Raw genomic sequence first — 23,067 nt, forward strand, 5'->3', positions numbered from 1 at the left:
ATTTAGGGAAAAGTTAGTAATTAAAGTTTAAGGTACTCCTCTAATTTATTCATCACAAAGATTGGGGAAGGAGACTTCACCCAAGTCTCAAGTCTTGCAGGCATCAACCCGCGCCTAAGCGAAGCTGAAAACTGTGATATTGTATCCGGTTCATCTTCGGGTAAAGAACTGATTAGTGTAAACTCAGTGGCATTTGGTCGCATTGCCTGCTTTATATCTGGTGAGAATGTTTTCACTACTTTTTCTTTGGTTTTGGGATTTGCCTGACTCACTGTTAATGTCCTGTAGCAACTTAACCCTCGTGTATATTGTTGGATTGGTTCACCAAGCGACCAATATACAGGCAAGTCTGTTGTATGCAACTTGAATAGACTGGGGGTCGTTGTAGGTTTATCATGCCCGTCGACTATTTTGTGCTGAAGTAATTTGGGTGCCTGATCTCTAACTCTGACGATTCTCAACAGAGACCACTTACTCTTAGCATGTGTGGCAAAATCAGCCACACCACTATCACCTAACCAATTCCAATAACTGCGGCAGCCTTCAGCTTTGATATATACATATGCATGAGGTGTACTTTTTTGTGCTTCATCTAAAATCGACGAGCAAAACTCTTTCACCAAGTGCTGTTTGTCACCCCATGACTTACCCAAGGACAAAGTTGCTTCAGATCTTTTTGTTAAATATTGAATAGCATTCCTAAATGGCATCCAATCTGTAATCACATTTTGAGCTGTACTATGAGCAATTTTGATTTCGGTTAATCCCGACTCTATACAAACTCTGGACGCAACGATAATCTCAGCTTTGCTCGCACGAGTCTCAGTTGTCGCGGTAAACATATTAATGCCATATAGGTACTTAGGTGCTTTTTCATCAGAATGGTAATGAGAGGTGCGTTTCGAGAGGTTCGGCAGTTTACCAAGATGTCCGAAAATCAAATCCAGCAAAGCTTGCTGAGCCTGCATAATGTATTTTTCAAGTTTGGTAGTCGAGCTGCTCCTTGTATCTGGAGGTAGCAAGTATTGAACCGGGAATCCTTGTTCACTGGAAAAAGCTAATTTAGCCGCTGGTTTGTTCACCTCGTCGTCAGGTTTAGGCCCTGAACTCGTTTCATAAAACATAGGCGCCTGGATTAGGCATATAGACGACATTGAATCTTCGGAGAGACTTTTGACGAAACCTTCCCATTGCTTCTTGCGAGCCGATTTTCGTGTGTGCTTATTTTTCACCTCACTGCTGGGTAGGTCTACCCGCGGCCCGTGAACGAGCTCGGGAAGCGAAACAGATTTTATTGTTAAGCAATCACCAAAAAGGGTATATGCAATTCGTTTGAGCACCTCCCCTTCAGCTGCAGATTGTGAAACGAGAAAAAGCGTCTGTGATTTCACGTGTTTCGTAACATTTTCATCGCTCAGATACCCTTGGATTAAGTCGGGCAAATATACTTTTGTACCGGCAGTTAATGCATCGATATCATCATATTCAAACAAAGAGGGTGGAAGGGGTTGTCCGAGATAGAGTGAGTCTGCCGCCTCAAGCTTGATATCCGTCGGTTTATCTTTGACTAACTTGCTCATATAAGTCACGTTAGAAAACGCTTTAATCGGGCTTTTGACTCGTTCAAATGCACTAAACGGTGTAAAGCCAAATTTTGACAAAATTTGAGAGATGAGATCAAATGCGTCTTTTCTATCCTTTTCGGGGACTCCAGCTCCAATTTCGTTTTTTTGATCACCTTCATTTTCATAGTCATGCACTATTCCAATGAAATCGCTTTGGTCAGAAGGCTCCTGAAACATCAAAGCCTCTGTAAATGTAAGGTCAAAGCGACGTTCCAAGGCGGAAAATGCGCTATCTGGTGTCCACTTCCAATTATTAGTTTGATTTTTTTCCAGACAAAAATGATAAGCGCGAGTACCTTCAGACTCTATGAGATATCCACTTTTTGTGAGTGCTCGGGTGTAATCATTATTTAAGCTTTCCAACCATCTGCGTTTTTTGAAGTTAATGTTGATTATTGGAGTATTATCAGTTGGCAAGGTTTCGACTGAGATTTCACAAACCAAACTGAATCGTCCCTCTTGGTGATCATTAATGGGAAGTGTCACTAATTCTGCTCGATTACCTCCGTGCCCAGCAACACGACGAACAGGTGGTAACTCAGGAAAAATCACTTCACCTTCCAGCAGAACAGCGATGTCATTGGCTGATATAGTCAAACGCTCTCCAAGAGATGGTGCCGTATCAACATGCGGGGAAATCCATGGATAGAGACAAAGTGAATCATCCGTAAAAGTTACTAACGAGGTGTTATCTGCCAAACCGTACATTTCCTCGCGGAAATGATCCGGAATATCATAGCGTTCAATAAAACCTGTCATGTCATGCTCAATCCACTCATCCAAGCATGCATAGAATCGTTCTACAGTATGTATATTTTGCTTAAACAAGCCACACAGTGATATGTCTTTGCGATATAGAGAGTGTGGTCCTAGTCCTAGATACTGATTGGTCGAAAGTAGGTTGGGCAAGCTGCCATGTAACAAATTACGTAATGCCGATGTAGGTAATGTTACATTTTTGTCTTTAGCTCCTTGTTTTATAAAGTGTTGTTCGGCCAGTTTATAGATGTCAGCAAACAAGGCCATAGCATGTGGTGTCCAATACGCTTTAGTCACCTGAACGTTCAATACTTGAGGGTATACTGGCGGACTAAATGCCATCGCGAGATCTTGTATAATGTTTTGGTCTTGTCTGTTCACTTGTTCAATATCCTTTTCGGTGCTCATTACTCTAATCCTTCCTGAAAGAAACATCCTGGCTGGTAGTTCTCTTGAACTGTTGGGTCTTCATAATCGCTTTGTCGGCTGTATAACAAATTTTCAGTTTCAACAAGAGGGTCCAGAAAAGACCTATAAAGTCTGGTATAAATGGCTGCATGTTTTGGGTCAGGATGGTTTATGCACTCGGTCAGTATATCGATAAGTTGAACTAACATACTGCTTACTGGCGTATCTTTCTCGCCATGACATGACATTTGTGCCCAAGCAGCGTCTACAAAAAAGCATTGAACTGGGCATCCATTGCGCATGCCTCTGCCTATTGTTTGCAACAACTCCACAGCAATATTGGCTGTAAATGGTTCAAGTAGCTTACCAAGACGACTGGCCATAAGAGGATTACGAAGCAATCGTCCAATTTGGAAGTAAGTTTCCTTACGACTTATTTTCAGACACTCTGCAACTTCTTCAAGACTTGCAACAGAACTGAAATTCCGTTGGTTAAACGCTTCAGAACGGCGACCAGCAATACTTACAAGCAAAGAGAGATCATCGACAGATGGATGGGGTCGCGTCAAAAAAAACAAACAGCCAATTGCCGCATCACGTGGACGCTCTCCATTTGTAAAAACGATATTTACTCCCCTACCTATAGCACCCATAGGGAAAATCAAAAGTTCTATTGAATCATCATCGCCAATTGCTTCCACCTGAGAGGCAGTAATATAACCCGTCTTACCCGAATGTTTTTCTACGTCTTTGGTTAAGGCCACCGTTTTCGATCGCCACTCAGGAAACCGCATATCAATAAACATTTTTAATTGTTCGCATTGAGCAAAGCTATTGACCACGAAAGCTGCTTTTCTTTTTTTTAATCCTGAATCAAATGTATTTATGGCATCTTCAACGACACGATTATTAAGCAGATGAAAAACCATACGTTCTAGATTATCTTTGCGCTTTTTCTCTAAGGTTTCTCCACTGTAGCGCAAATATTCTTTACCCTGTGCTGAAGCTTTGATTGGCAAAAAGACAAAGCGACTTTGAGTAACTGCTTTTTTCTTTTCGAGCCCGCGGACGATATAATCAGGCTCCTTCGTGACATGAAATGCAGGACTTTGTTCTAGGAAGCTGGTAGCACTAGTAAGCAAGACTTTAGGGTTAGAGCCTGCATTCATTTTGAATTTATGCAGGTTGTACATATATGCTCTAGGAGAGCCTGCAAATAACACATATTGAAGCCGAATATTCTTTGATCCTGCTCTGTTTCCAGATGTAGCACCTTCAGACGAGAAAAATCGTACTCCTGAAAGACCGCCAAGAATGTTGTCATTGGTATGTTTCAATAAGTCTGCAGAGCAGCGCTGGTCAATATTTAATGGCTCAATAAATCCTTGTTCTATAAGAGCATTCGCATGAGGCTCTAACTTTCGATAACCTAATATTGTGAACGACACAGCAGTTAAAAGGCGTACTTGCTGTATTTTCTGCACTACCCGATCTTCTGGGATATACGGATTGATGGTATCCAAAATCTCAGTCAGAGCATCATCTAGCCCTGCATCATGCTCCTCACTCAACCAAATCCGAAAAGCTCTAACTAATACATTATGGCGCTCTTTAACATCTTCTTTGGAAATAAACAGGCTACTAGCTATAAATGCAACATCCAAGTTCTTACCAATAACCTCCTCGGACAACCCAAGCCTGTTTATGAATGCATGGACCGCGGCACTTTCCCATAACTGCGATAACGCATCTTTTTTACGAAATAGAGAGTCACGATCAGAGGCAACTTTGACTTTTTTACTGTTATTACCTGAAATTAGTTCACCCAAAATTCTTGCGGGCGTTAATAAACTCCCTTCGTAACGAGCCATTTGTAATCGGTCAAGTGACTGGATGGCATTAACCAATAAGTGACTACAACGGCTGAAATCGAGTGTACTGACATAAAATGAGAATATCTGCGGGTCCCCAAGCGTATAATTGTGACCAGCAGCTAACTCTCTATGTCTGTTAAGTAAGTCGGCATTAAATGAATTAGCATCACCGGTCAATGACAACGTTGCAATCCCTTGCTCGTCCAAGTGACTTTGAACTTTGTCTGCTTCATCAAATATTACTACATCACTTCGTCTGGCAATTAGTTCGAAGTAGCGCATTTTTTGCGTCAACGTATGTTTTGGTACCTCAGTGTCCGCAGAAGCAATATGCCCCAACCAAACATTGGCCTCTACTAACTCTCTTGGAGCAAGCTGATAACCACACTGCGACCAAAGTGGACATAATCTTGACTGCATTTTTGCTGCACTACTTCGACTGCTCGAGTCTTCATTTTTCTCCAGAACATCTTCGCAAAATACTTCTTCAGGCACTAACCCTGCATCAAACGCTGTGGTATATGCAGGTAGCGGGCAACTTGTAGCGAAATATTTAGCCCCTGGCAAAGTACTGGCGAAACCATTGAGATGGTCTCCACTTGCCAGAGACTCTGCCAACTGATGCGCATGGCGCTTGCGGGTGTTTCTACTTCGGCCCATTAACAAACTGGCTTTTACGTCGTAACGCTGTAACGTTGTCATATACTGGCGACATACTTCTATAGAGGGAAAAAACATCACCGTCCGAAAGCCTTTTTCTGACAGCCATTTAGTTATACAAACGAGCAATGTGGTTTTTCCTGAACCTGGTAAGCCGATAAGATGTTTCATCTCATCTAGTGTAATGACTTCTGTAACTAAAAATTTTCCATCGACTTGTGGGACTTCACATATTATGTTCTTGAGTCGGTTCTCCCAATTACCAAGACGATACCCACGTTCTTTGTCAACATCATCCATTTGGCGCGCTAATTCACGTAACTCTGAAACAGGAATCTTTATAGGGTCCTTTTTGGGAGGGGATAAATCATGGTGAAGTGGAGCAACCTGTTTTGGTAATCCCTTGATCTCATATGTAAAAGATGTATTCGTGTCTTTTATTTGAATGAAGTGTTTTGCGTTACCGGGTGAGATAAACTGAACGCTGTGAGCAGAGGGTTGATATGTCATTGCTAAGTGCTGCACAGCGTCGTTAAATTCTACAGGAGGGTGATCAAAGGCAAACTCGAATTCGAGCGTCTTTTCATTGATTTTGAAAAGTCTTCTGTCTACGCTGCCCATTGTCTGATTCGAGGCATGATGTTCATTGTACCTAATGATGCATTTTCGGATTGCTGATATGTTGCTTAAGTGGAAGCATATTCGTCTGATATTAACGAGTGCTTCTTCATGACCAGACATCTGTGGTGTGCTAGCAACACTTCGATAGCCAGACAGCAGCAATGGAGCCATTTTTAAGCAAGAAGTCCCTAAATAGTGAGACATAAAAACACAAAGCCAATTGATCACATTAGGGCCTTTCCACTTGGGAACCATTACATATCCTCCAACCAGCGAACAACTTCAGCGACAGACATGAATTCAAGTTTCACATTACCGCGATAGTACCTCGCCAATATCTCTAGATACTCTCGCTGATGATGGATAAGGTTGTCGTTTACAGCGATTATTTTGTGATGATACTCTGATAACCCTCCAATCGAACCCGATAGCTTCTGAGCCAGAAAATGTGGGCTTTGATACGATTTCACATCTATGCCAACATCATATCCATCTATTGATATATCACATTGATCGCTGTTTGGGAAAAGGCTACAACTTAGACCTGTAGACTCTGCTTGATAGAATATTTTTAGTTCATCAATTGCTGGCCCGAACCAGTAAATGAGTAAATGAGGTTTGAGTATAAGTAATGAAGACGTGAGTTCAACGTTTTTTGACAAGGGTTGGTCAACTGAGAATTGACTACACTGTTTAATAGAGCAACGACCAACTCCGTGGCGTTCCATTTTGATAGGCACGCCGCAACTTTTACATACATGCAGTCTTCTGTTGATTAGGTCAGCTTCTTGTAAGGACCGATAACAAGCCTGCCGAAGAAACCTATCGGCTTTTTGAATTCTATTTTCCTTGAGGAAATCCAACAATACCGAACTTTCGACAATTGGATTCTCAGCAACAAAACGGCGAATTTGTGAATAAACTTGGTGTCGCATGGCACCAAAGCTTGTACACAGCTGTGAAAATTCTTCAAAACTGTATTTTTCTCTAAGATCAGCATCAGAGCGTATATCAGCTAACTCAATACAATCAAATGTAGGGCATCTATGGTCCGGGTCAATCAGAGATACAGTTCGATGCAAAAACGAATTTGAGCTAAACTCTGCAATACCCCACTCATCATCACCAAAAGGCTTTATGCAACGAGATAATACCTCGTGTACAGATGCGCAGTTGTCGATTTTACCATTGTTAATTCTTAGTTTTCCAAGCAAACACATGGCTTGACGTAACTCTATGGGTATTTGAGTTCCATCAACCAGCTCACCATGCTCAACCAATAGATACTGCTTTAAAACCCCTTTTGCCAACATTCGGGCTGTGAGTAACTCTTCCGTTAGTTCTAGAGTTGCTGTTATAGATTCGTCTTCACTGATTTTATCAACAGTCGTTGCTTGTTTGAACAGCTCTTCAAATTTGACAGGTTGTTCAAGGTAAAATTCTGCTTGTTTTATTGATAGTAGTGGAACTGAATCAGCTATTTGCTGAACTTTCCATCCTTCATTAGTAAGCTTGCGTGCCAATAAGCATTGAACTAAATGCCTATAGGAATATCTTTTGCTGGTTGTGGCATCGATGACACCTTTAGTACGGTAATAATTGATTGTGCGTTTACTGAATTCTCGAGCTCTGGATACACAGGAAAGAGCTTCAACATTGTTGATGGTATCAACTAAATCTTCCGCTGTGCCGGACCATTTTGCTTTGTGAGTTAGGATTTAGATCATTGATTTAACACCATTTAGTGTTATATTGAATTTGATTTAACACCATTTAGTGTTATTTCGTTAGTTAGTACATCAATTCAGCTGCAATCACACTGCTGTGAAGTTTTGCTAGTAACTACTGCAATTGCTTATTTGTGTTCCACAAACGGTATAACATAACCAAAAAATCCAGTCTGTGCAGTTCGATGAACGTTTTGTATATATGTAGACTGCTACCACTGTTTTGTGAACGTCAAAATAAGCCGCCTTTTTGCACGTGACACTCCTACAAAATAAGAGCATAAATTCGCAGCCAGCTCAGTTTCATTTTTTTAAAAGAAGATTTCGTTCTCGACGGCCATGATAATGACCGAGTCAAACTCCAAGCTTTGAATCCAGTTATAGGTTTGCCGACGCAGTTAGTTGTTGAAACAAATACTTACCCGCTGCTGATAAGATATATCTGTCTGATTTGGTCTTAAAGCAAATTCCCCGATTAACAAGCAATGAGTTCACTGACTCCGAGAGGGGCAGTTTCATTTTGCAGGCTTCCAGGATTCTCTTCTGCTCATTTATATTGCCAATGTCATCAATTTGCATACGGCTTAGCCCTGCAGTTGGGTCTAAAAGAATACCTGGTGCGATCCCAAGGGAATACACCCCTCTTAATATCACTAAAAGTAGCACTTGGATATTCGCAGCAACCTCGTTGTATTCTTCCGCCCTGTCTGTTCGGGTTACGAAAAATGATTCCTCACCGATGCTTTGGATAGTGAAGCCAAGGAGACTGTAAACGTAACGATATTTATCGATGTCATCTATCAGTGCCCGGAACTTTTGTGAAGACTGTAATTCTCCTTCAATGACCTCATATTTGTTTATTACCGCTCCGGCTATGAAATCCTTGTATATAAGCCGGGAAGCAAACACATTCAGGTCAAGGTAGTTATTGTTCATATGACGGCTTGTTTCCTTCTTATCAGGTATGACAACTTCTGTGATTTATAGATGATTTCCCCCCTTAACAGGGTAGGCTTGTAGAGCTTGCTCTCTTCTGCAAAATGCAAAGCATCAAATACGTCTTTCAACTTATAATCTTTTAGATTTTCTTTTAGAAACTGATGTATCGCCAGGTACAAATCTTGCTCTGCGGCCTGGTTACTGAAACTGGCCATAACTTGCTTGATACGTTGAATACGTTGCTTCTTTTCGAGGCGCTCCTTGGCAGATGCGGGGTCTTTAACAGGTGTCCGTTTACTGGAGTTAATAACATCAACTTTATCTAATTGACTGCGGATATACTCGTGAACATACTGCTCATCAGCGTAGTGAGGTAACTCAATCAGCGCACCCGTAAGGTTAGACGATGTCCAGCTAACCAATCCTCTAAAAGAGCGAGCAGGCTCAAATATAGGTGCGTCCGCGGGTATTCTCTTTCCTGTTAACTTGCTGTCTAATCTCGAGACAACTAATTCATGTAGTTCGTTAAACCGTAGTTCGATATTGTTGTACAACTCACGTTGCTTGCGGTCCATCTCTACATAACGATTCATGCGGCGTCGAGTGTCACCAATCACATCTGCATAGGACAGTAGCTTCATTTCAATAATTGAGATGTTCGCATACTCGATGTGAAAGCTGGTTTTGGCAAAACATTCTTTGATTTCTCGAATGAGCTTCATAGCACTCGTGCCGGCAGCCATAACTTTCTCATTTAAGAAAATGAGAGTGGGCTGTATGTTGCGTTTTGATATCTGTATTACTTCTTGCAAAGCATTACGCACCCGGTCGTTCATAACCATTTGATTGAAATCATGGCTATCCAGAATTTCAGAGAGCCTCTTGGAGCTACCTTCTAGTGCTCGGACATTGTGGTCAATTTTGTTCAGTGTTTCGTGCAGAACATCCATTAAAGCGGCGAGATTTTCTTTAAAATCGAGATCTTCACGCTCGTATATCCCAGCCTTTGAGATGAAGTAATCATATAAGCGTTTGATTTGCTCGTAGATGCTGTCCAAATCGGGTTGGCCAAGCTCCCGGATTCGTTTAGAGTCTAAATTCTGAATGGTTTGCAACAGCCCTCGCTGCAATGCAAACTGGCCACGCTGATCATCGACAAAACTAAGTAAGCAGCACTCATTAATGTTTTTAATCGATAGCGCCGCTCTGATACGCTGGCAATCCTGTTTACTCAACTCCTTTCTGTTCAGATAAGATTCGATAACATTCTCATAAGCTGAAACCTGAAATCCGATTACCGTTTTACTGCTGCCTGTGTAATGGTCCAGCATCGTGAAAAAGATCTCGACATGCTGGAAGATAATGACAAGTGTATTTTGTGCGTTCGTATCCATTATCAGGCACTCATCATGGCTTCATCTACGTTTTCTAATTCAGACTCAAATTCCATATTTTCCAGCCGCTCCTCCATGCCAGGGTAATAAATGGCTTCAGCTTTATTTAGTACGCCTACATCAGAGGCTTTGAAAAGAGAAAGGTCGTGATAGGTATCGAGGACGCTGGCGATTAGGCCATTTTGCTCAGGGTTTGCCACAAAAAGATAGAGATTATGTTCTTCCATAACCTTCAGGATCTCCTGAAAATTTTTCTCATCAAGACTACCAATCTCATCAAACACAACAGGCATGCTTAAACTCAAATCGTCTGGAACCAGTCGCTGTAACAACAGTGCGAGTAGCACACTGTTTATCATGCAGTTTGTCCCATTTGACTGCGGCGTGTCCTCTACAGTGTCGTTACGTACAAATTGGTACCGCACTTTTTCAATGATTTTGTCGATTTCAACCTTGCCGGTCTGTTTGTTATAAAAATTATTTTGGAAGTTGCTAATTTGGACATAGAACGACTCTGACAGTAGCTCATCTATTCTGTTGCCTATACGATTGAGTGTGCGAGTCATATCAACGTATTGAGCGTGAAGTTCAGGAACGAGCATAACGGAAGACAGATTTGATATTTTGTAGCCTTTTATCTCATCGTTAATGTTGCTGATGAAGTTGGTAATAATGCCTTCTACATTCTCAATAATGCGAGCTGCAGCGGCAGCAGTATTGTTGTGGTGAGATAACGTTTCCCTGTACTTAACTTTTGCCTGGTCAAGGTTCAGAAATACAGTTTGGAGCGCTCCATACATGTCTTCAAAAAACTGAGAGTTGGTGGTTATTTGGTGTCGCTCCTCTGGTGTAGCCGGGATAATTTGATACTGAAGAAGAAAATTCATCGTATCAATACACTCTTGCCGAACTTCCCCGACCAAAGATAACTGGGTCTTCAATGACTGAACTGACACCGCTATCTGATTTATAGGTTGGCTGATGACCTCTGAATGACGAGTCTCGAGCTTTGCTTGCTCCAGATTAAGTATTCGGCCGGAATTGCTCTCTAAATCCTCCAGACGACTAATTTGATTATTGAGCTCTCTGAGCGGGTTTCCCACCGATGTAAGTTCTTCATTTGCCAAGTTGTATCGCCGGCTTAGATTTTCGAATTTTTCACTAGCCGATTTAAACTCGCGAGTCGCTTTATCAAATTCTTCTTTCGACCTAATAACGTCTGATTCAGCTTTTGTCTTTTGAGTATTTAGTAGCTCAGTGCCTTGTAGATTTTGTTTCTGCAGACGCAGCTCCTCTAAATCTTCAGTGCATTCTTTTAGCTTTTCAGCCTGGCGTTCTTTTGACAACCTACAGTTTTGACTGATGGTCGCTCGTTGCTTTTCATCATGCTCAATCTTAGCTATCAGAACATCGATAACACTTTCCAATTCTCGTTTGATATCTGCATTATTGAATCGCTTCAAGTTAACGCCAGGCAGTATGGCGCCACAGAAATAGACTGCTTCAGCTTCAGAAGCAAATAGTGCTGCAAAAGATTGAATAACGGTTTTTTGTTCAGCGCTGGGTGTTATTTCCAACTTAGCAAAATTGTTATTAATACTCAGTAGAATCGATGCCGCGTCTGGGGTGATGGTATCGAGAAAGGATAATTTAGAGTCTATATTTTCAAGTGCCTTCCGACGTAACTCGAGCTCCTCCTTGTTGCGGTTTATCACAGATGTGAAATTTTTCATTCTCTCAATAGCTGCGGCTTGGTCTAGCAAGCTGGCGATTTCAGTTTCACAGTCTTTGATCTGTTCATCAAGCACCGCTAAAAGCGATTGATCATTTCGCGAATCTGCAGGGCAAAGAGGTAGAAGCTTACTACGACACTCTTCAACAATCTTTATAGCGGTGTCGATTTCGTGAAGCCTGTTGACTGCAGATTTATGATCGCTTTTAGCCTCAGATTCCATGCTCCTCAGACGATCATGTTCTGGTTTAAATGCCTGTAATTCCGCGTGTAAATCAGAAACAGACTTTTTAAGCGTCTCTTGTTTAGATGTCAAAGCGGTTTTGCTTAACTCTATCGACCATACAGTTTTGTTAAATGAATCTAGGAGGCTGCCGCGTAGCTGATAATATTTTGTTCGTGCTGACTGAAGTGTATCGAAAGTGCCTTTTTGCGACTCAACGAGTATAAGTCTCGCATCTTCTGTTTTCAGTGTTTGCCATTCATGAAGCTGACTATCCAAATCCAGTAAGATACCTTCACCATTATTTTTCTTCACTGCACTCATTCCTAAGCCGTCAAGAATTGAGCTTATAGCCTTAGGCAGGGATGTTGTAGAGGCATTACCCAGGCTAAATGCCATTCCCAATAAAGAACGAATGGTTTCAGTTCCACTTGTAGTAAAGCCTTTTGCCATCGGCAGCAGGCAGAAACGAGTGTCGTCGTCCTGATTAGTTGCTCTGCTGTATATTGCGTCACCAATAGTTTTACGGTCGTTAAACACTTTTGCTTTGAAGTTTGAAACCAACTGCTTCTTTATAGCAGCTATTCCTATGCCTGAGTGCAGGGTGCCGGCTGATTCGTTTAATTCGGAATCTGCATTCCAGAACAGGTGTTCGATTGAATTATATTCCTCTGGAACGGCGATTCGCTCATAACCAAGATCAGTGGTCCTGTGAAGAATCCAACAAAATCTGCCTCTGGGATTGGAGGCGCTGCATATGATGTAAGACTCAGACCCAGGAAAGTAATAAGTATATGACGATAGATCCTGATAAAACGTTCCTCCCGACTGGAATCCAAATTTGTCTTTTTGCTTTTTGAAAGAGGTTTCCGGAAGTAAGAATAACTTTAAGGCTGAAAGAGAGGACGTCTTACCGCTGTTGTTGTCAGATATTAGCGCAGCATGATGGTCAACTGGCAATCGAACATAATAGTTCGACCCACTGTTAATAAAAATGAGCTCGTGGATTTGATATTCGCTGGAAAAGCCCAGCTCGAAGGTATTATCCAAGTTATGCACGGTAGCTTTCCTGTTCAAGAGTTGTTTTGTAATAGCGAATAGCCGATATGATCCTGTCGGTTTTTGTCGATATCCCATAAACATGAGCCAAGCTTTCCAGCTCTGCTTGAGTAGCAATGCGTTTAGATCGCTTTAATCTACATTCCAGATCTGATGGTATTAGATAATGCGTTTGTTCAGCTGATAGTCCGCCAGCTAAGAGGTTAGCAAAAATCCGTAAGCCACCGAAGTCTACATCGAACAGACAGTATATTTGCCCGGTAGCAGCTTTGAGATAAGGGAGGATACGTTTGTTTGAAATGCTATTTCCAGATCCGAATACGAACTCGATGTCAGTTATTGGGCAATCGGTACCACAAAATTTATCAACAAACTGGAATGTGTCCTCTTTATTTAAAAAACACTCTTCGTTTTCAATGATCAGCACATTCGGTTTCGCAGGAAATTGAGCTTGGGTGTCATCGTTGAAAACGCATACCTTGGGTGACTCTTCACCAGCAGCCCAAGTAATCAACATAGCCCCTTTTACTGACACTGCATGGCTATTGCCGGCAACACTTGCAGAGGTGCGGTCGTTGTTTCTAGGTTTATTAAGTAGAGAGCTGATTTCTGTATAGGCGTAATCATCACGGACAGTTACTTGATATGTATCGCTTCCGTATGGGAGCACATCGAACGCCTGATTTAGCAAAGCAGAGGGAATGCCAGTTTTGACTAGGGCTCGCTCTATTTTTTTCCAATTGACCGGATTACCTGCTTCGATCTGCTTCAAAAACTTCTTTACTGCTGGTGTCATCACCGTTCACACTCATTCTATATATCATTTGATACATAGCAATCCTAGTATTTTGATTGTTAAGTGTCAATATGTCATGATTTTTCGTGCTATATATGTATCAAAAGATACTAAATAATGGTAATATCTTTAGAAGGACTGGCCGTAACTAACTTATCTGGAACAACTGTGCGGAGCTTAATTGAGTCGTTATGACAACAACTAAAGAACTTGATCCTGTTTTAGCTGAGCGATACAGGTTTATAGATTTCCTACTGCTGTTCAAAGGTCAGCTAACTCGTGCAGAGCTGGTTAAACGATTCAGCATTGGTGAAGCTACAGCAAGTAGAACTATAGCCTCCTTTTTGGAAAAGTATCCTGAAGAGACGGAGTATTTGGGGCCAAGGTATGGTTATAGAGCGAATCCATTCTATCAACATAAATATGAGCATAACGCAGTTACAGGACTGCAATACACAGCTTACGGCACTCTTACTCAAATACTAGATGTACAACGGTATGGAATAGTCATCAATAAGTTTGCCAAGCAACTTGATGTAGCTAATGTGGCGCCTGTTTGTAGAGCTATAGTAAATAACGCTAGTTTGCACATTCAGTATGCATCTACAACCTCTGGTATTAAAGATAGAGTGGTGACCCCCCATTCTATATTTGAGGCCGGAGGGTTTTGGTATTTCCGAGCATATGATAAGTCTGCATATGAGTTTCGAACGTTTAAACTCAGTCGAGTTATCAAAGTATTCCAATTACATCCTGACTCGTCCAACGATTATTCCAAGGCTCGTGACGATAGTTGGAACCGTCAAAGAATGGTAGAACTTATGGCACATCCGAGAAATCCGATCCCAGATGCACAATTATCTGATATAGGTATTAAAGACGGTGAGCACCGATCAATCCTTGTTTCGGAGGCTTTAATAGGTTTTGTACTTAATGATATGAGAGTGGATTGCTCTACAAGCCACAAACTCAACTTTATAGAGTATCCGTTGGCTCTAAAAAATCGTACTGAACTACTTTCTGTTGAGTCTATGCAGTTTGCTCCTGGCTTTACATCGAGCACTGATAATAGAAGCAGATTGTGAGTATTATTGAAAATAACTCTTCGTAGTAATTAATTGAGTCCAAAGTTTTTCTAAAGCAATACGAACGCTTGTTCCTAGCGCCGTTTATGACCAGTATTAACGAGCATAATTGACCAGAAAGTAACTGAATGATTTATTTAACTGCGTTTAGAATATTCCTTCTAAGTTATCTGTATCAACTCTAATGGGAGTACTGAAACCGTCATTCCGCACCTAATTTTCGATTTAAAAAACTTGACGGCGATCGGTCATTCTGATCTATTACTCTCTTTTGCAGGTAATTCATCATGGCCGCTCCCGCTATCTCTATCCGTAACCTCGACCACCTTGGTTTGGTCGCTGCACTTTGCCAAGAACTCGGCATTGCTCGCATGATTGATGCGGTGCTACCCAAAACGCCGCCCTACAAAGTCTCACATGGTGAAGCGTTGGTGGCGATGATACTGAACGGTCTTGGCTTTCATAGTTCGACCTTGCACATGTTCCCGCAATTCTTTGCCAACAAGCCTGTAGAACGCCTGATTGGCCCGGGGATCTGTGCCGATGACCTCAATGATGATGTGCTCGGCCGCTGCCTTGATGCCCTCTTTGAGGCCGATGTCAGCACGCTTTATCAGGTGATGGCGGAGCAGGTCGTTGAACGATTGGGGCTCAAAAGTACTGCAGTACACCTCGATATCACCAGCTTCCACGTCGATGGCGCCTATGACCAAGCCGATGGCGAGCAGCTCGGTAAGTTGCAATTGGTACGGGGCTATAGCCGCGACCATCGGCCAGAGCTAAACCAGGTTATCCTGGAGCTTATCTGTGAAAATCAGGCCGGCCTGCCCATCTACATGCAAGCCTTGAGTGGTAATATTAATGATACCAAGGCCTTTGCCCAGACGGTACGGCGCCACTTGAGCAGTCTCAAGGCCGCGCAGGAGAGTCGTTATCTGGTCGGCGATGCGGCGCTGTATTGCGCCGACACCTTGCAACTACTGGCACAACAGCAACAGTTGTTCGTGACTCGTGTGCCTGTCACCCTCAATGAAGCCAAGCGAGCCGTGGCAACCATTGGCACCCAGTCGCTGGTTGCGCTGGGCAATGGCTATCATGGCTGTTGGCAAAGCGCCAATTATGCCGACGTCGCGCAGCGTTGGTTGCTGGTGCGCAGCGAACAGGCCAGCCACCGTGAGCAGCAAACATTAGCCAAAAACCTACTGAAAGACAGCACGCGTGAACTGAAAGCCTTCAACAAATTATGTGCCCAGCGTTTTGCCTGCGAGACCGATGCGCAGGCTGAATTAGCCCGTTTTGCTGTCAGCTTAAATCTGCTGCAACTAGAAGCAGAAGTCGTGAGTGAACCTATCTATGCAGGGCGCGGAAGGCCCCAAAAGGGTGAAATGCCGGTGAACTACCAATTTCACATCAAGGGGTTAGCCGCAAGTAGCTTGGCGCGGGTGGCTGAGGCGCGCAACCAGACAGGGGTGTTCATCCTCGCGACCAATGATCACAGTGAAACGCTCACCATGGCTGAGCTGTTGGCTACCTATAAAGCCCAGCAGAATGTCGAGCGTGGTTTTAGGTTTCTGAAAAGTCCCGAATTTTTAACCTCCTCGTTATATCTTAAAAAACCGGAACGTATCGAAGCGTTGCTGATGGTGATGACCTGTAGCCTGATGATTTATGCGGCGCTGGAGCACCGGATCCGGCAGGGCTTAGTAGAGCAGAACCGGAGTGTGGCGGACATGAAAAAGAAACCCACGCAAAAACCGACTGCGCGGTGGATTTTTTTACGCTTTGGCGGGGTGCACGAGTACCAGTTGGGAGAGGCGCCACCTCAAGTCACAGGACTCACAGTGGACCAGCAGATCATTCTCGACGTGTTAGGCGAACGGTATCGGCAAATTTATTCCTAAATCAGGTGCGGAAAGTCGGCTGAAAGGAATCAGTACCACAAGGCTCTTCAAAAAATGCCCTCATGCTCGTAAAAGGCTATGGGCTAATTGTTTTGGGGCCAGAGGTTATTTTGTCGATAGACTAGAGGTTTATGAAGAAATTATTAGGCAATATGTAAGACCTTGAACAAGAAGAACAATTATCGCTGCAAATGATTCAGGGCAAATCAAAGGTTCCCTCTAAGAAAACGGCATCTTTACAACCTTACAACATAACTTGTATTGCAAAATTATCTGCGTCTTCTAATAAAAATACTTGGTAGATAAAGAAATGGAAATAAAATAGTGTAAACAGCAGCATATAATACACTATGTGTTTTTTTGGAAGCGTAATATTTACAATACCCCCAATAACCTATCGTCGTAAAAGTAAACGAAACGGAGGCCGTCACAAGATAGTTGATCGATGAGATGACATCTGACTCTTGAATCGCAAGCCAGGCAAAACCTAGCATACAAGATGAGATGATCACACAAGGCAACGCATGGGCCCAAAACGCATTCAACGATGTTTTATCCATTAAAAAACCTCCCGATCACAATTCATTCTTCTCTAATCATTGAAAAGCCATGCTTAATTCCACTAAGACACTCTCTTTCTATATGCTTTTCACTACCGGCTAATGAGGCAATAGCTATACCTACCTCATTAGCCAAATCACATACATCAATATCCTTTTTAGGAAGGTCGTTTAAGGCTGTCATTAGCTTAGTAATAAACATTTCAACATCAACTCGATTTGATAGTGCGCCTTGTTCACGCAAGTAAGCATCAAGAACGGTAGGATCGGCGAGCGCAGCAGCTTTAACTTCTGCAAATGGAATTCCTTTAACTTTGTTATTCACAATTCACCTCCTTGATTTTAAACATTTTCAAAATGTTTAGGTTGCTAGATAGCGGGCTCACTAGGAAGGAGTCGAGCACCAGAATAGAGCTAATATATCCAAGAAAATAAGGTTGTCTGATTTATCTGGGGTGGCCTACTTTACACATTGAGACCCAGCATTATGTTCCCAGAGATGGCTATTATACTTGGTAAAGTTAACCGCATGGTTGCTCAACCTATAAGAGCAATAAGTTTACCGGGTTAGTAGCAAATCACATTATTGTCTAACGAAATCAATTTGTTGCCTGTAGCACATAAAACTAAATCCCTTGATTCGGTTTTGTTGAGTAAGAGCTATTCCTTGAACCCTTTGTATAAGATCACTCCGGATGCGATAACTAAACCGAGTGTCACGAACATAATTAAGATAGACCATAGTTGTAGCTCACTCATCATATACCTCAGCCATTTTATGTTCTTCCGCGATATTGATGTTAACAATCCTCCAATGAAGGAGCAACCTAAATACCGTTACTATAGTAAACCGCCAAGACCCCCTAATCTAACTAAAAGGTATTTAGGAAATCAGTGGCTATAGACAGCTAAACCATGCCTTGCTAGTCTTTTAAACTAAAAAGTTAAATTGGGCATTGGGTTCATTTGTTATTGTTTTTTGTAAAGAAAATCAGGTGATATTTTCTATGATTTCGAGTCAAAAAAGACTATCTATACAAAAATATAAAATATTTGTAATGAATTATAAGCATCTAAACTATCTATAGAGCCTGTTATAGCTAGGTACACACTCACTCACCCACCAAAGAGAATGCATTTTTAGTAAATATAATGTGAGTTTAAGGAAAAGGTCTATCCCGAAGAGTAAGGGCGCTACAAGGCTGTCGTTAAGTGCTTTCACTAACGGAATGAGTAAGTAACAAGGGATTTTAGGCTAGAGAATACTTTCAGGCTAGTTAAGATTTTGCTGAAAGCCCTTCGTTATTAGCGCTGTCATTAGCACAGTTCTTAGCACTATTGATATTAACCTTGTGGTGCAGGTTAATCGTTTTGCTGAGCGGCTTTTTGCTGCAATAGGGCGAGCAATTCTTCATATTTGGGTCCCTGGCCAAACTGGGGTAGCGCTACCGCAAACACCACCAGCGCAAAGGCAATATAAATCGCGTACGGATGGTTCCAAAATCCTGCCAGCAACGTAAGCGTGCCTAAGATAAGCAACATAATCACCCCAACACGCACTCGCTGCGCCATCTGCACTTTTTGTTTCGCGGCAGCGATTAACGCGAGTTCCGTTTGAGTAAATGCCATATCCAATCCTTTGCAGTAAACCTATCCGATAAAAATAACCCTCAAGCACAGTTTGCACCTGAGGGCGGTTTTACTGCAAACAATTTGCTAGCGGTATTACTGAACTAACACTGCCTCGGGGATAGGCCATTGGCTGACTAACCATTCGCCCTGCCAATTTTGAATCGACACCCACAGGCTGTCCGTTGCCGCTAACTTAGCGCCGGTTATCGCATGCACATGCTGGCCATGTTTGCTGCCATGCAACACACCATTTTCGCCTTTTTGCAGGACTTCTAATGGCAAGGCCTCTGGGCCGATATTGGCATAACCTTGGCGAATATGGGCGACATCACCCTGTTCAAAGATCAACATAAAATCTTTTACGTAATCATCGTGGTGTTTGTAAGGCGCCTTTAAATCTAAGGGCATTGGCGCGATTTTAAATTCACCAAGCTGCTGGCTCGGCCAAGCGGGCGGAAAGCTTGGGCTAAGCGACTGATAGAGAAACACAAAGGGTAAAATCAAAATCAAGCCACTGAGCTTATATTTATGCTTTAGCCAAAATACCGATGATGCCATTAGCGAGCCTCCCCTATCATATCTGCGGCTAAGTCTTTGGTTTCGGCCTGTTTAAAGGCGCGGACATGGCGCAATCCCCACATCATAAAACCAGTGATCGACATCCCAGAAAGCACCAGTCCAAAGAAGAACCAAATCAATTTAGTCCAAATACCAGCTAAGGTGCCGTAATGCAGCGGATCGGCAATATGCATTAAGGTTTGCATACCTGTCATGGTTTCTGGCGAGGTAGCACTGGCAATTTCACCAGTCCATGGATTAATGCTGAGACTATAGGAATATTGATCGTAAAAAATATGATCGCCACTACCACTTAAATGGTACATATCCCGTTGATGTTCAGGCAGCATCACATAGCTTGGTTGAAAATCGGGGAAACGCTGCTTGGCTAAACTTAAGGCCTCAGTAAAAGAGACATTCGCGCTTGGCAGTTGCGTATCGCCAGCTTGCATCAAAGGCACTTGCTCGGCGGCAATCATAGGCGCATGGGATTCAATATCGATATCGGCATGCCAAAAGATGGCTTGGACTAAATACCACAGCCCTGTGAGGCTCATAATCGCGATAAACCAAATCGACCAGACGCCGGATAATTTATGCAGATCCGACAATAGAGTCTTCTTCCCTTGGGTGAGTCTAAGTTTTGGTGCAAAAAAGCTGCGCCAAAAACGTTTATAAACGATGAGTCCCGTTATCAATGAGGCAAGCATCAAAAGTGCCATAGAGCACACAAGGTAATAGCCCACGCTATAACCGCTCTGCCAGGGGAACAACAACCAACCATGTAATGAGCGCATAAAACCGATAAAGGTTAACCCTTCATTGATCTGCTGGATCTCGCCCGTATATTGATTCACATAGGCGATGGCATAGGGTTTATCGGCATCGGTAAAGGTAATGGCATTGACTAAATAAGGCTCAAGGGTCATTGCCCCCATCACTTGCGCATTTGGATACGCCTTTTCGACCACCAGCATCAACTCGTCAACGGGTTTTGCGGGTAATTCGTTAGGATTAGTCGCACGAGCCGCTGGATTGGTCAGCCAAGTCAACTCATGACTCAACACGGCCACAGTGCCCGTTAAACAGATAAAACTGAATAAAATCCAGATGGGCAAAGATACCCAACCGTGTAACATAAACCAGAAGCGATTACTTATTTTCGCCATGGGGGATTGTTTCCTACCTCTTTTAGAATCACAACAGTGTAAAGGTAATGCGAATTGTTATCAATACAGCATATTGATAATACGATAGGTTTATAAGATTTGTCACAAATTAGGCCGAGTTGCGCAATAGCTCGCAACTCGAATGCGGTCGATAATGCTTAAAGAACCCATCGATTAGGCTAAACCAGAGAGTGATTTCACTATGCATAAGGTATTCGCTACCCTCGTTCTTTTAACGTATAGCTTCATTGTTCAAGCCAATTCGATCAGTGTTGAGCGAGTCTCTGAACAAGTACATCTTTTAAAAGGCATAGATTACGGCACCAATATTGGACTGATATTGACGCAGGATGGTTTAGTGCTTATCGATCCTATGCCTGGGGATGAACACTTAGGTGCTCTGGATGATGCGATTCAATCTCTCTATGTCAAACCCGTTAAATTCATCTTAAATACCCATGAACACGCCGATCATACCGGCGGTAATCAGCACTTTATCCAACAGGGTGCGAGCCTAGTGCCAACGCAAGACACAGTTCCATCGCAAAACGTATCTTCACTAAAAGTACCGTTGCAAAATACAGCCCAGATGCAGAACACGGTGGCAGCGCAAAAAACTGTGCCAATGCAACCCGTGATAACCGATATATTGGCCACCCAAGTATCATCCCATTCATCAGCTGACTGGATTTATTTTCATCCATGGAGCAACAGCCTGTTTGTCGGCGATATTGTCGATAACAGCTGGCATCCGACTTTTTATGCTGGTGGTATTAGCGGATTTAATGCCGCCATCAACCATATTTTAGCCATAGGTAATGAGGACAGCCTTATCGTACCTGGCCATGGTAAGCCAAGTAGTAAGGCATCCCTGCGCCGCTTTCAGCAAAACACCAATGACTGGGTGCAACATATCGAGTCGCTAATTGACTCAGGCAAGAGTGTGGAACAGATAACCCAACATCCACAGATCGCAGAGCGGGTTGCGCGCTTTAATCAGGAGGGCAAATCCCCTTTTCTGCCGCCAAAAGCCTTGAGGAAATTTATCGAACGTACCATTGCCGTGATAGAAAAAGAACGTCAAACATCGGGAAAATAACGGATAAATACTATTTTGAGGACGAAAGTTCATAGCTAGAGTTTACAAAACAAAGGCTCCAACGGCTTAGCGGGCAATACTATTCGCAGCTCAATAGCCCTCAATCCTAAATACATCAACCTACGCTTGAGGAGATTAACCAGGGAGAAAAGCCGAAACAAAAACGGTCTAACGTACTGTTATTATGAAATTTTATCAATTAGCTTGCCTGTCGCTTCGGGGGAATAATTCTTTAGTCAAAACAGAAGATCCGCTACAATACCCATCTTTGTTTTAGAGAGTCCTTGCGAGTATGTCCTATCCACAGCCCTTAGCCGATGCGCCTCAGTCCCATACGCATATGCACCGTCAATTGGCTGAGCCACAACCTAGGATTTGCCTTCGCACACTCGCAGAGCAACTTAAGCTTGAGCAAGTGACCATTATTGGCAATGCCTCTGGCGAGTGGCAGCCCGCGGCCGAAGGCCTCACTTTTATCTTTAATGGCACGCAGTGGTCGCAGCAGAATGCTCCCCAAGGTCAAGTGGTCAATATTGCCAATGGCGGCTTTGCTGAGTCGCAGTATGCCTTTGAAGTTCAAGGTCATCCGCAAGCTGTGCAACTGGCGAAAGCATTGACACAAGTCGCTACCGATCTCACCGCATCCCTTGGTTGTTGGCCATCTTCAGGCTTAACGACAGTTGTACTCATGCTGCAATTGGCGAATCACGTACAGGTTCAGCGGATGTCGCTGTTGCCAAGCTTACAGCGCAGTATTGAACTGCCGGAGACACTCCATTTACCCTGCATGGTGCATAACTGGCTAGGGGAAAGAAGAATCGCAAAGACGCTGTTGTGTGAACGCTTAGATTGGGTCGAGTTTACATTGATGCCTTGGGAGCCAATGTCTAAGGACTGTGAAACAGATGAAGTCAGTGAAACAGATAGCAGTAAGAATAAACAGACTTTATCTGAGGATCCCTTCGAACAGCTGGAATTACTCAGACAATCCAACCTCGCCCCAAGTGTAAGCGAGGAGACTAAACAAACCCTACGTCACCACTTAGCGACCCTTGCACACACGCCTTATGAGATTTGGCAACAATGTGCCGATCACAGCAAGCTTAAAGCGAGCGAGCCTTTATTCTTTAATCATCTTCCCGAAAGCCAAACGAGTCCTTGGTACCTGATGGATTATCACGCCTCGCAATATCTCGATGCGATTCGCCACCAGCTGGCCTACTGTCAGCAACTCGCGGACTAAGCC

At 43.0% G+C, this 23,067-nt stretch carries 16 protein-coding genes and 1 pseudogene; 5 read left to right on the forward strand and 12 right to left on the reverse strand.

The window, feature by feature from the left end:
• Nucleotides 1–20: 20 nt before the first annotated feature.
• The 7 genes from SHEWANA3_RS11530 to SHEWANA3_RS11560 form a co-directional block, all read right to left on the reverse strand.
• Nucleotides 21–2,792, reverse strand: a complete 2,772-nt coding sequence (locus SHEWANA3_RS11530; protein WP_011717135.1) for an RNaseH domain-containing protein — start codon at nt 2,790–2,792, stop codon at nt 21–23.
• Nucleotides 2,792–6,202, reverse strand: coding sequence for a hypothetical protein (locus tag SHEWANA3_RS11535; RefSeq protein ID WP_011717136.1), 3,411 nt, complete (start codon nt 6,200–6,202; stop codon nt 2,792–2,794). The genes SHEWANA3_RS11530 and SHEWANA3_RS11535 overlap by 1 nt, the downstream gene beginning before the upstream one ends.
• Nucleotides 6,202–7,470 (reverse strand): hypothetical protein, encoded by a 1,269-nt coding sequence (locus tag SHEWANA3_RS11540; RefSeq protein ID WP_011717137.1) that lies wholly within the window; start codon nt 7,468–7,470, stop codon nt 6,202–6,204. The genes SHEWANA3_RS11535 and SHEWANA3_RS11540 overlap by 1 nt, the downstream gene beginning before the upstream one ends.
• 582 nt (nt 7,471–8,052) lie before the next feature.
• Nucleotides 8,053–8,610 carry a hypothetical protein gene (locus tag SHEWANA3_RS11545; RefSeq protein ID WP_041412645.1) on the reverse strand — a complete coding sequence of 186 codons (558 nt, stop codon included), beginning with the start codon at nt 8,608–8,610 and terminating at the stop codon, nt 8,053–8,055.
• Complete coding sequence (locus tag SHEWANA3_RS11550) at nt 8,607–10,007, reverse strand: hypothetical protein (RefSeq protein ID WP_011717139.1); 1,401 nt, start codon at nt 10,005–10,007, stop codon at nt 8,607–8,609. The genes SHEWANA3_RS11545 and SHEWANA3_RS11550 overlap by 4 nt, the downstream gene beginning before the upstream one ends.
• Before the next feature lie 2 nt (nt 10,008–10,009).
• Complete coding sequence (locus tag SHEWANA3_RS11555; protein ID WP_011717140.1) at nt 10,010–13,021, reverse strand: hypothetical protein; 3,012 nt, start codon at nt 13,019–13,021, stop codon at nt 10,010–10,012.
• On the reverse strand, nt 13,014–13,817 hold the full coding sequence (locus tag SHEWANA3_RS11560; protein ID WP_011717141.1) for a hypothetical protein: 804 nt from the start codon (nt 13,815–13,817) through the stop codon (nt 13,014–13,016). The genes SHEWANA3_RS11555 and SHEWANA3_RS11560 overlap by 8 nt, the downstream gene beginning before the upstream one ends.
• 191 nt (nt 13,818–14,008) lie before the next feature.
• Between SHEWANA3_RS11560 and SHEWANA3_RS11565 the strand changes: the two genes are divergently transcribed.
• The 3 genes and pseudogenes from SHEWANA3_RS11565 to SHEWANA3_RS23205 all read left to right on the forward strand — a co-directional run.
• Nucleotides 14,009–14,902 (forward strand): WYL domain-containing protein, encoded by an 894-nt coding sequence (locus tag SHEWANA3_RS11565; protein ID WP_011717142.1) that lies wholly within the window; start codon nt 14,009–14,011, stop codon nt 14,900–14,902.
• A 287-nt stretch (nt 14,903–15,189) separates the two neighbouring features.
• A complete protein-coding gene (locus tag SHEWANA3_RS11570) occupies nt 15,190–16,803 on the forward strand; it encodes an IS1634-like element ISShes12 family transposase (protein ID WP_011715680.1) in 1,614 nt (537 codons plus the stop codon).
• A 40-nt stretch (nt 16,804–16,843) separates the two neighbouring features.
• A pseudogene (locus tag SHEWANA3_RS23205) lies at nt 16,844–16,997 on the forward strand (IS200/IS605 family transposase); the annotation flags it as partial.
• A gap of 75 nt (nt 16,998–17,072) precedes the next feature.
• Here SHEWANA3_RS23205 and SHEWANA3_RS23210 read toward each other — a convergent pair.
• The 5 genes from SHEWANA3_RS23210 to SHEWANA3_RS11590 form a co-directional block, all read right to left on the reverse strand.
• A complete protein-coding gene (locus tag SHEWANA3_RS23210) occupies nt 17,073–17,363 on the reverse strand; it encodes a hypothetical protein (protein ID WP_011717143.1) in 291 nt (96 codons plus the stop codon).
• A gap of 22 nt (nt 17,364–17,385) precedes the next feature.
• On the reverse strand, nt 17,386–17,688 hold the full coding sequence (locus tag SHEWANA3_RS11575) for a hypothetical protein (RefSeq protein ID WP_011717144.1): 303 nt from the start codon (nt 17,686–17,688) through the stop codon (nt 17,386–17,388).
• A 1,037-nt stretch (nt 17,689–18,725) separates the two neighbouring features.
• The gene (locus tag SHEWANA3_RS11580; protein ID WP_011717145.1) at nt 18,726–18,992 is read right to left on the reverse strand and encodes a hypothetical protein; all 267 of its coding nucleotides are present in this window, start codon (nt 18,990–18,992) and stop codon (nt 18,726–18,728) included.
• Between the two features lie 96 nt (nt 18,993–19,088).
• Nucleotides 19,089–19,553 (reverse strand): hypothetical protein, encoded by a 465-nt coding sequence (locus tag SHEWANA3_RS11585; RefSeq protein WP_011717146.1) that lies wholly within the window; start codon nt 19,551–19,553, stop codon nt 19,089–19,091.
• Nucleotides 19,553–20,722, reverse strand: a complete 1,170-nt coding sequence (locus SHEWANA3_RS11590) for a PepSY-associated TM helix domain-containing protein (RefSeq protein WP_011717147.1) — start codon at nt 20,720–20,722, stop codon at nt 19,553–19,555. Before SHEWANA3_RS11590 ends, SHEWANA3_RS11585 begins: the two co-directional genes overlap by 1 nt.
• A 202-nt stretch (nt 20,723–20,924) precedes the next feature.
• On the opposite strand from SHEWANA3_RS11590, the gene SHEWANA3_RS11595 reads away from it, so the two are divergent.
• Nucleotides 20,925–21,821 (forward strand): MBL fold metallo-hydrolase, encoded by an 897-nt coding sequence (locus tag SHEWANA3_RS11595; protein ID WP_011717148.1) that lies wholly within the window; start codon nt 20,925–20,927, stop codon nt 21,819–21,821.
• Nucleotides 21,822–22,113: 292 nt separating this feature from the next.
• Nucleotides 22,114–23,064 carry a hypothetical protein gene (locus tag SHEWANA3_RS11600; RefSeq protein WP_041412646.1) on the forward strand — a complete coding sequence of 317 codons (951 nt, stop codon included), beginning with the start codon at nt 22,114–22,116 and terminating at the stop codon, nt 23,062–23,064.
• The last annotated feature ends 3 nt before the right edge of the window (nt 23,065–23,067 follow it).

Source organism: Shewanella sp. ANA-3, from assembly GCF_000203935.1.
Classification (GTDB): Bacteria; Pseudomonadota; Gammaproteobacteria; order Enterobacterales; family Shewanellaceae; genus Shewanella.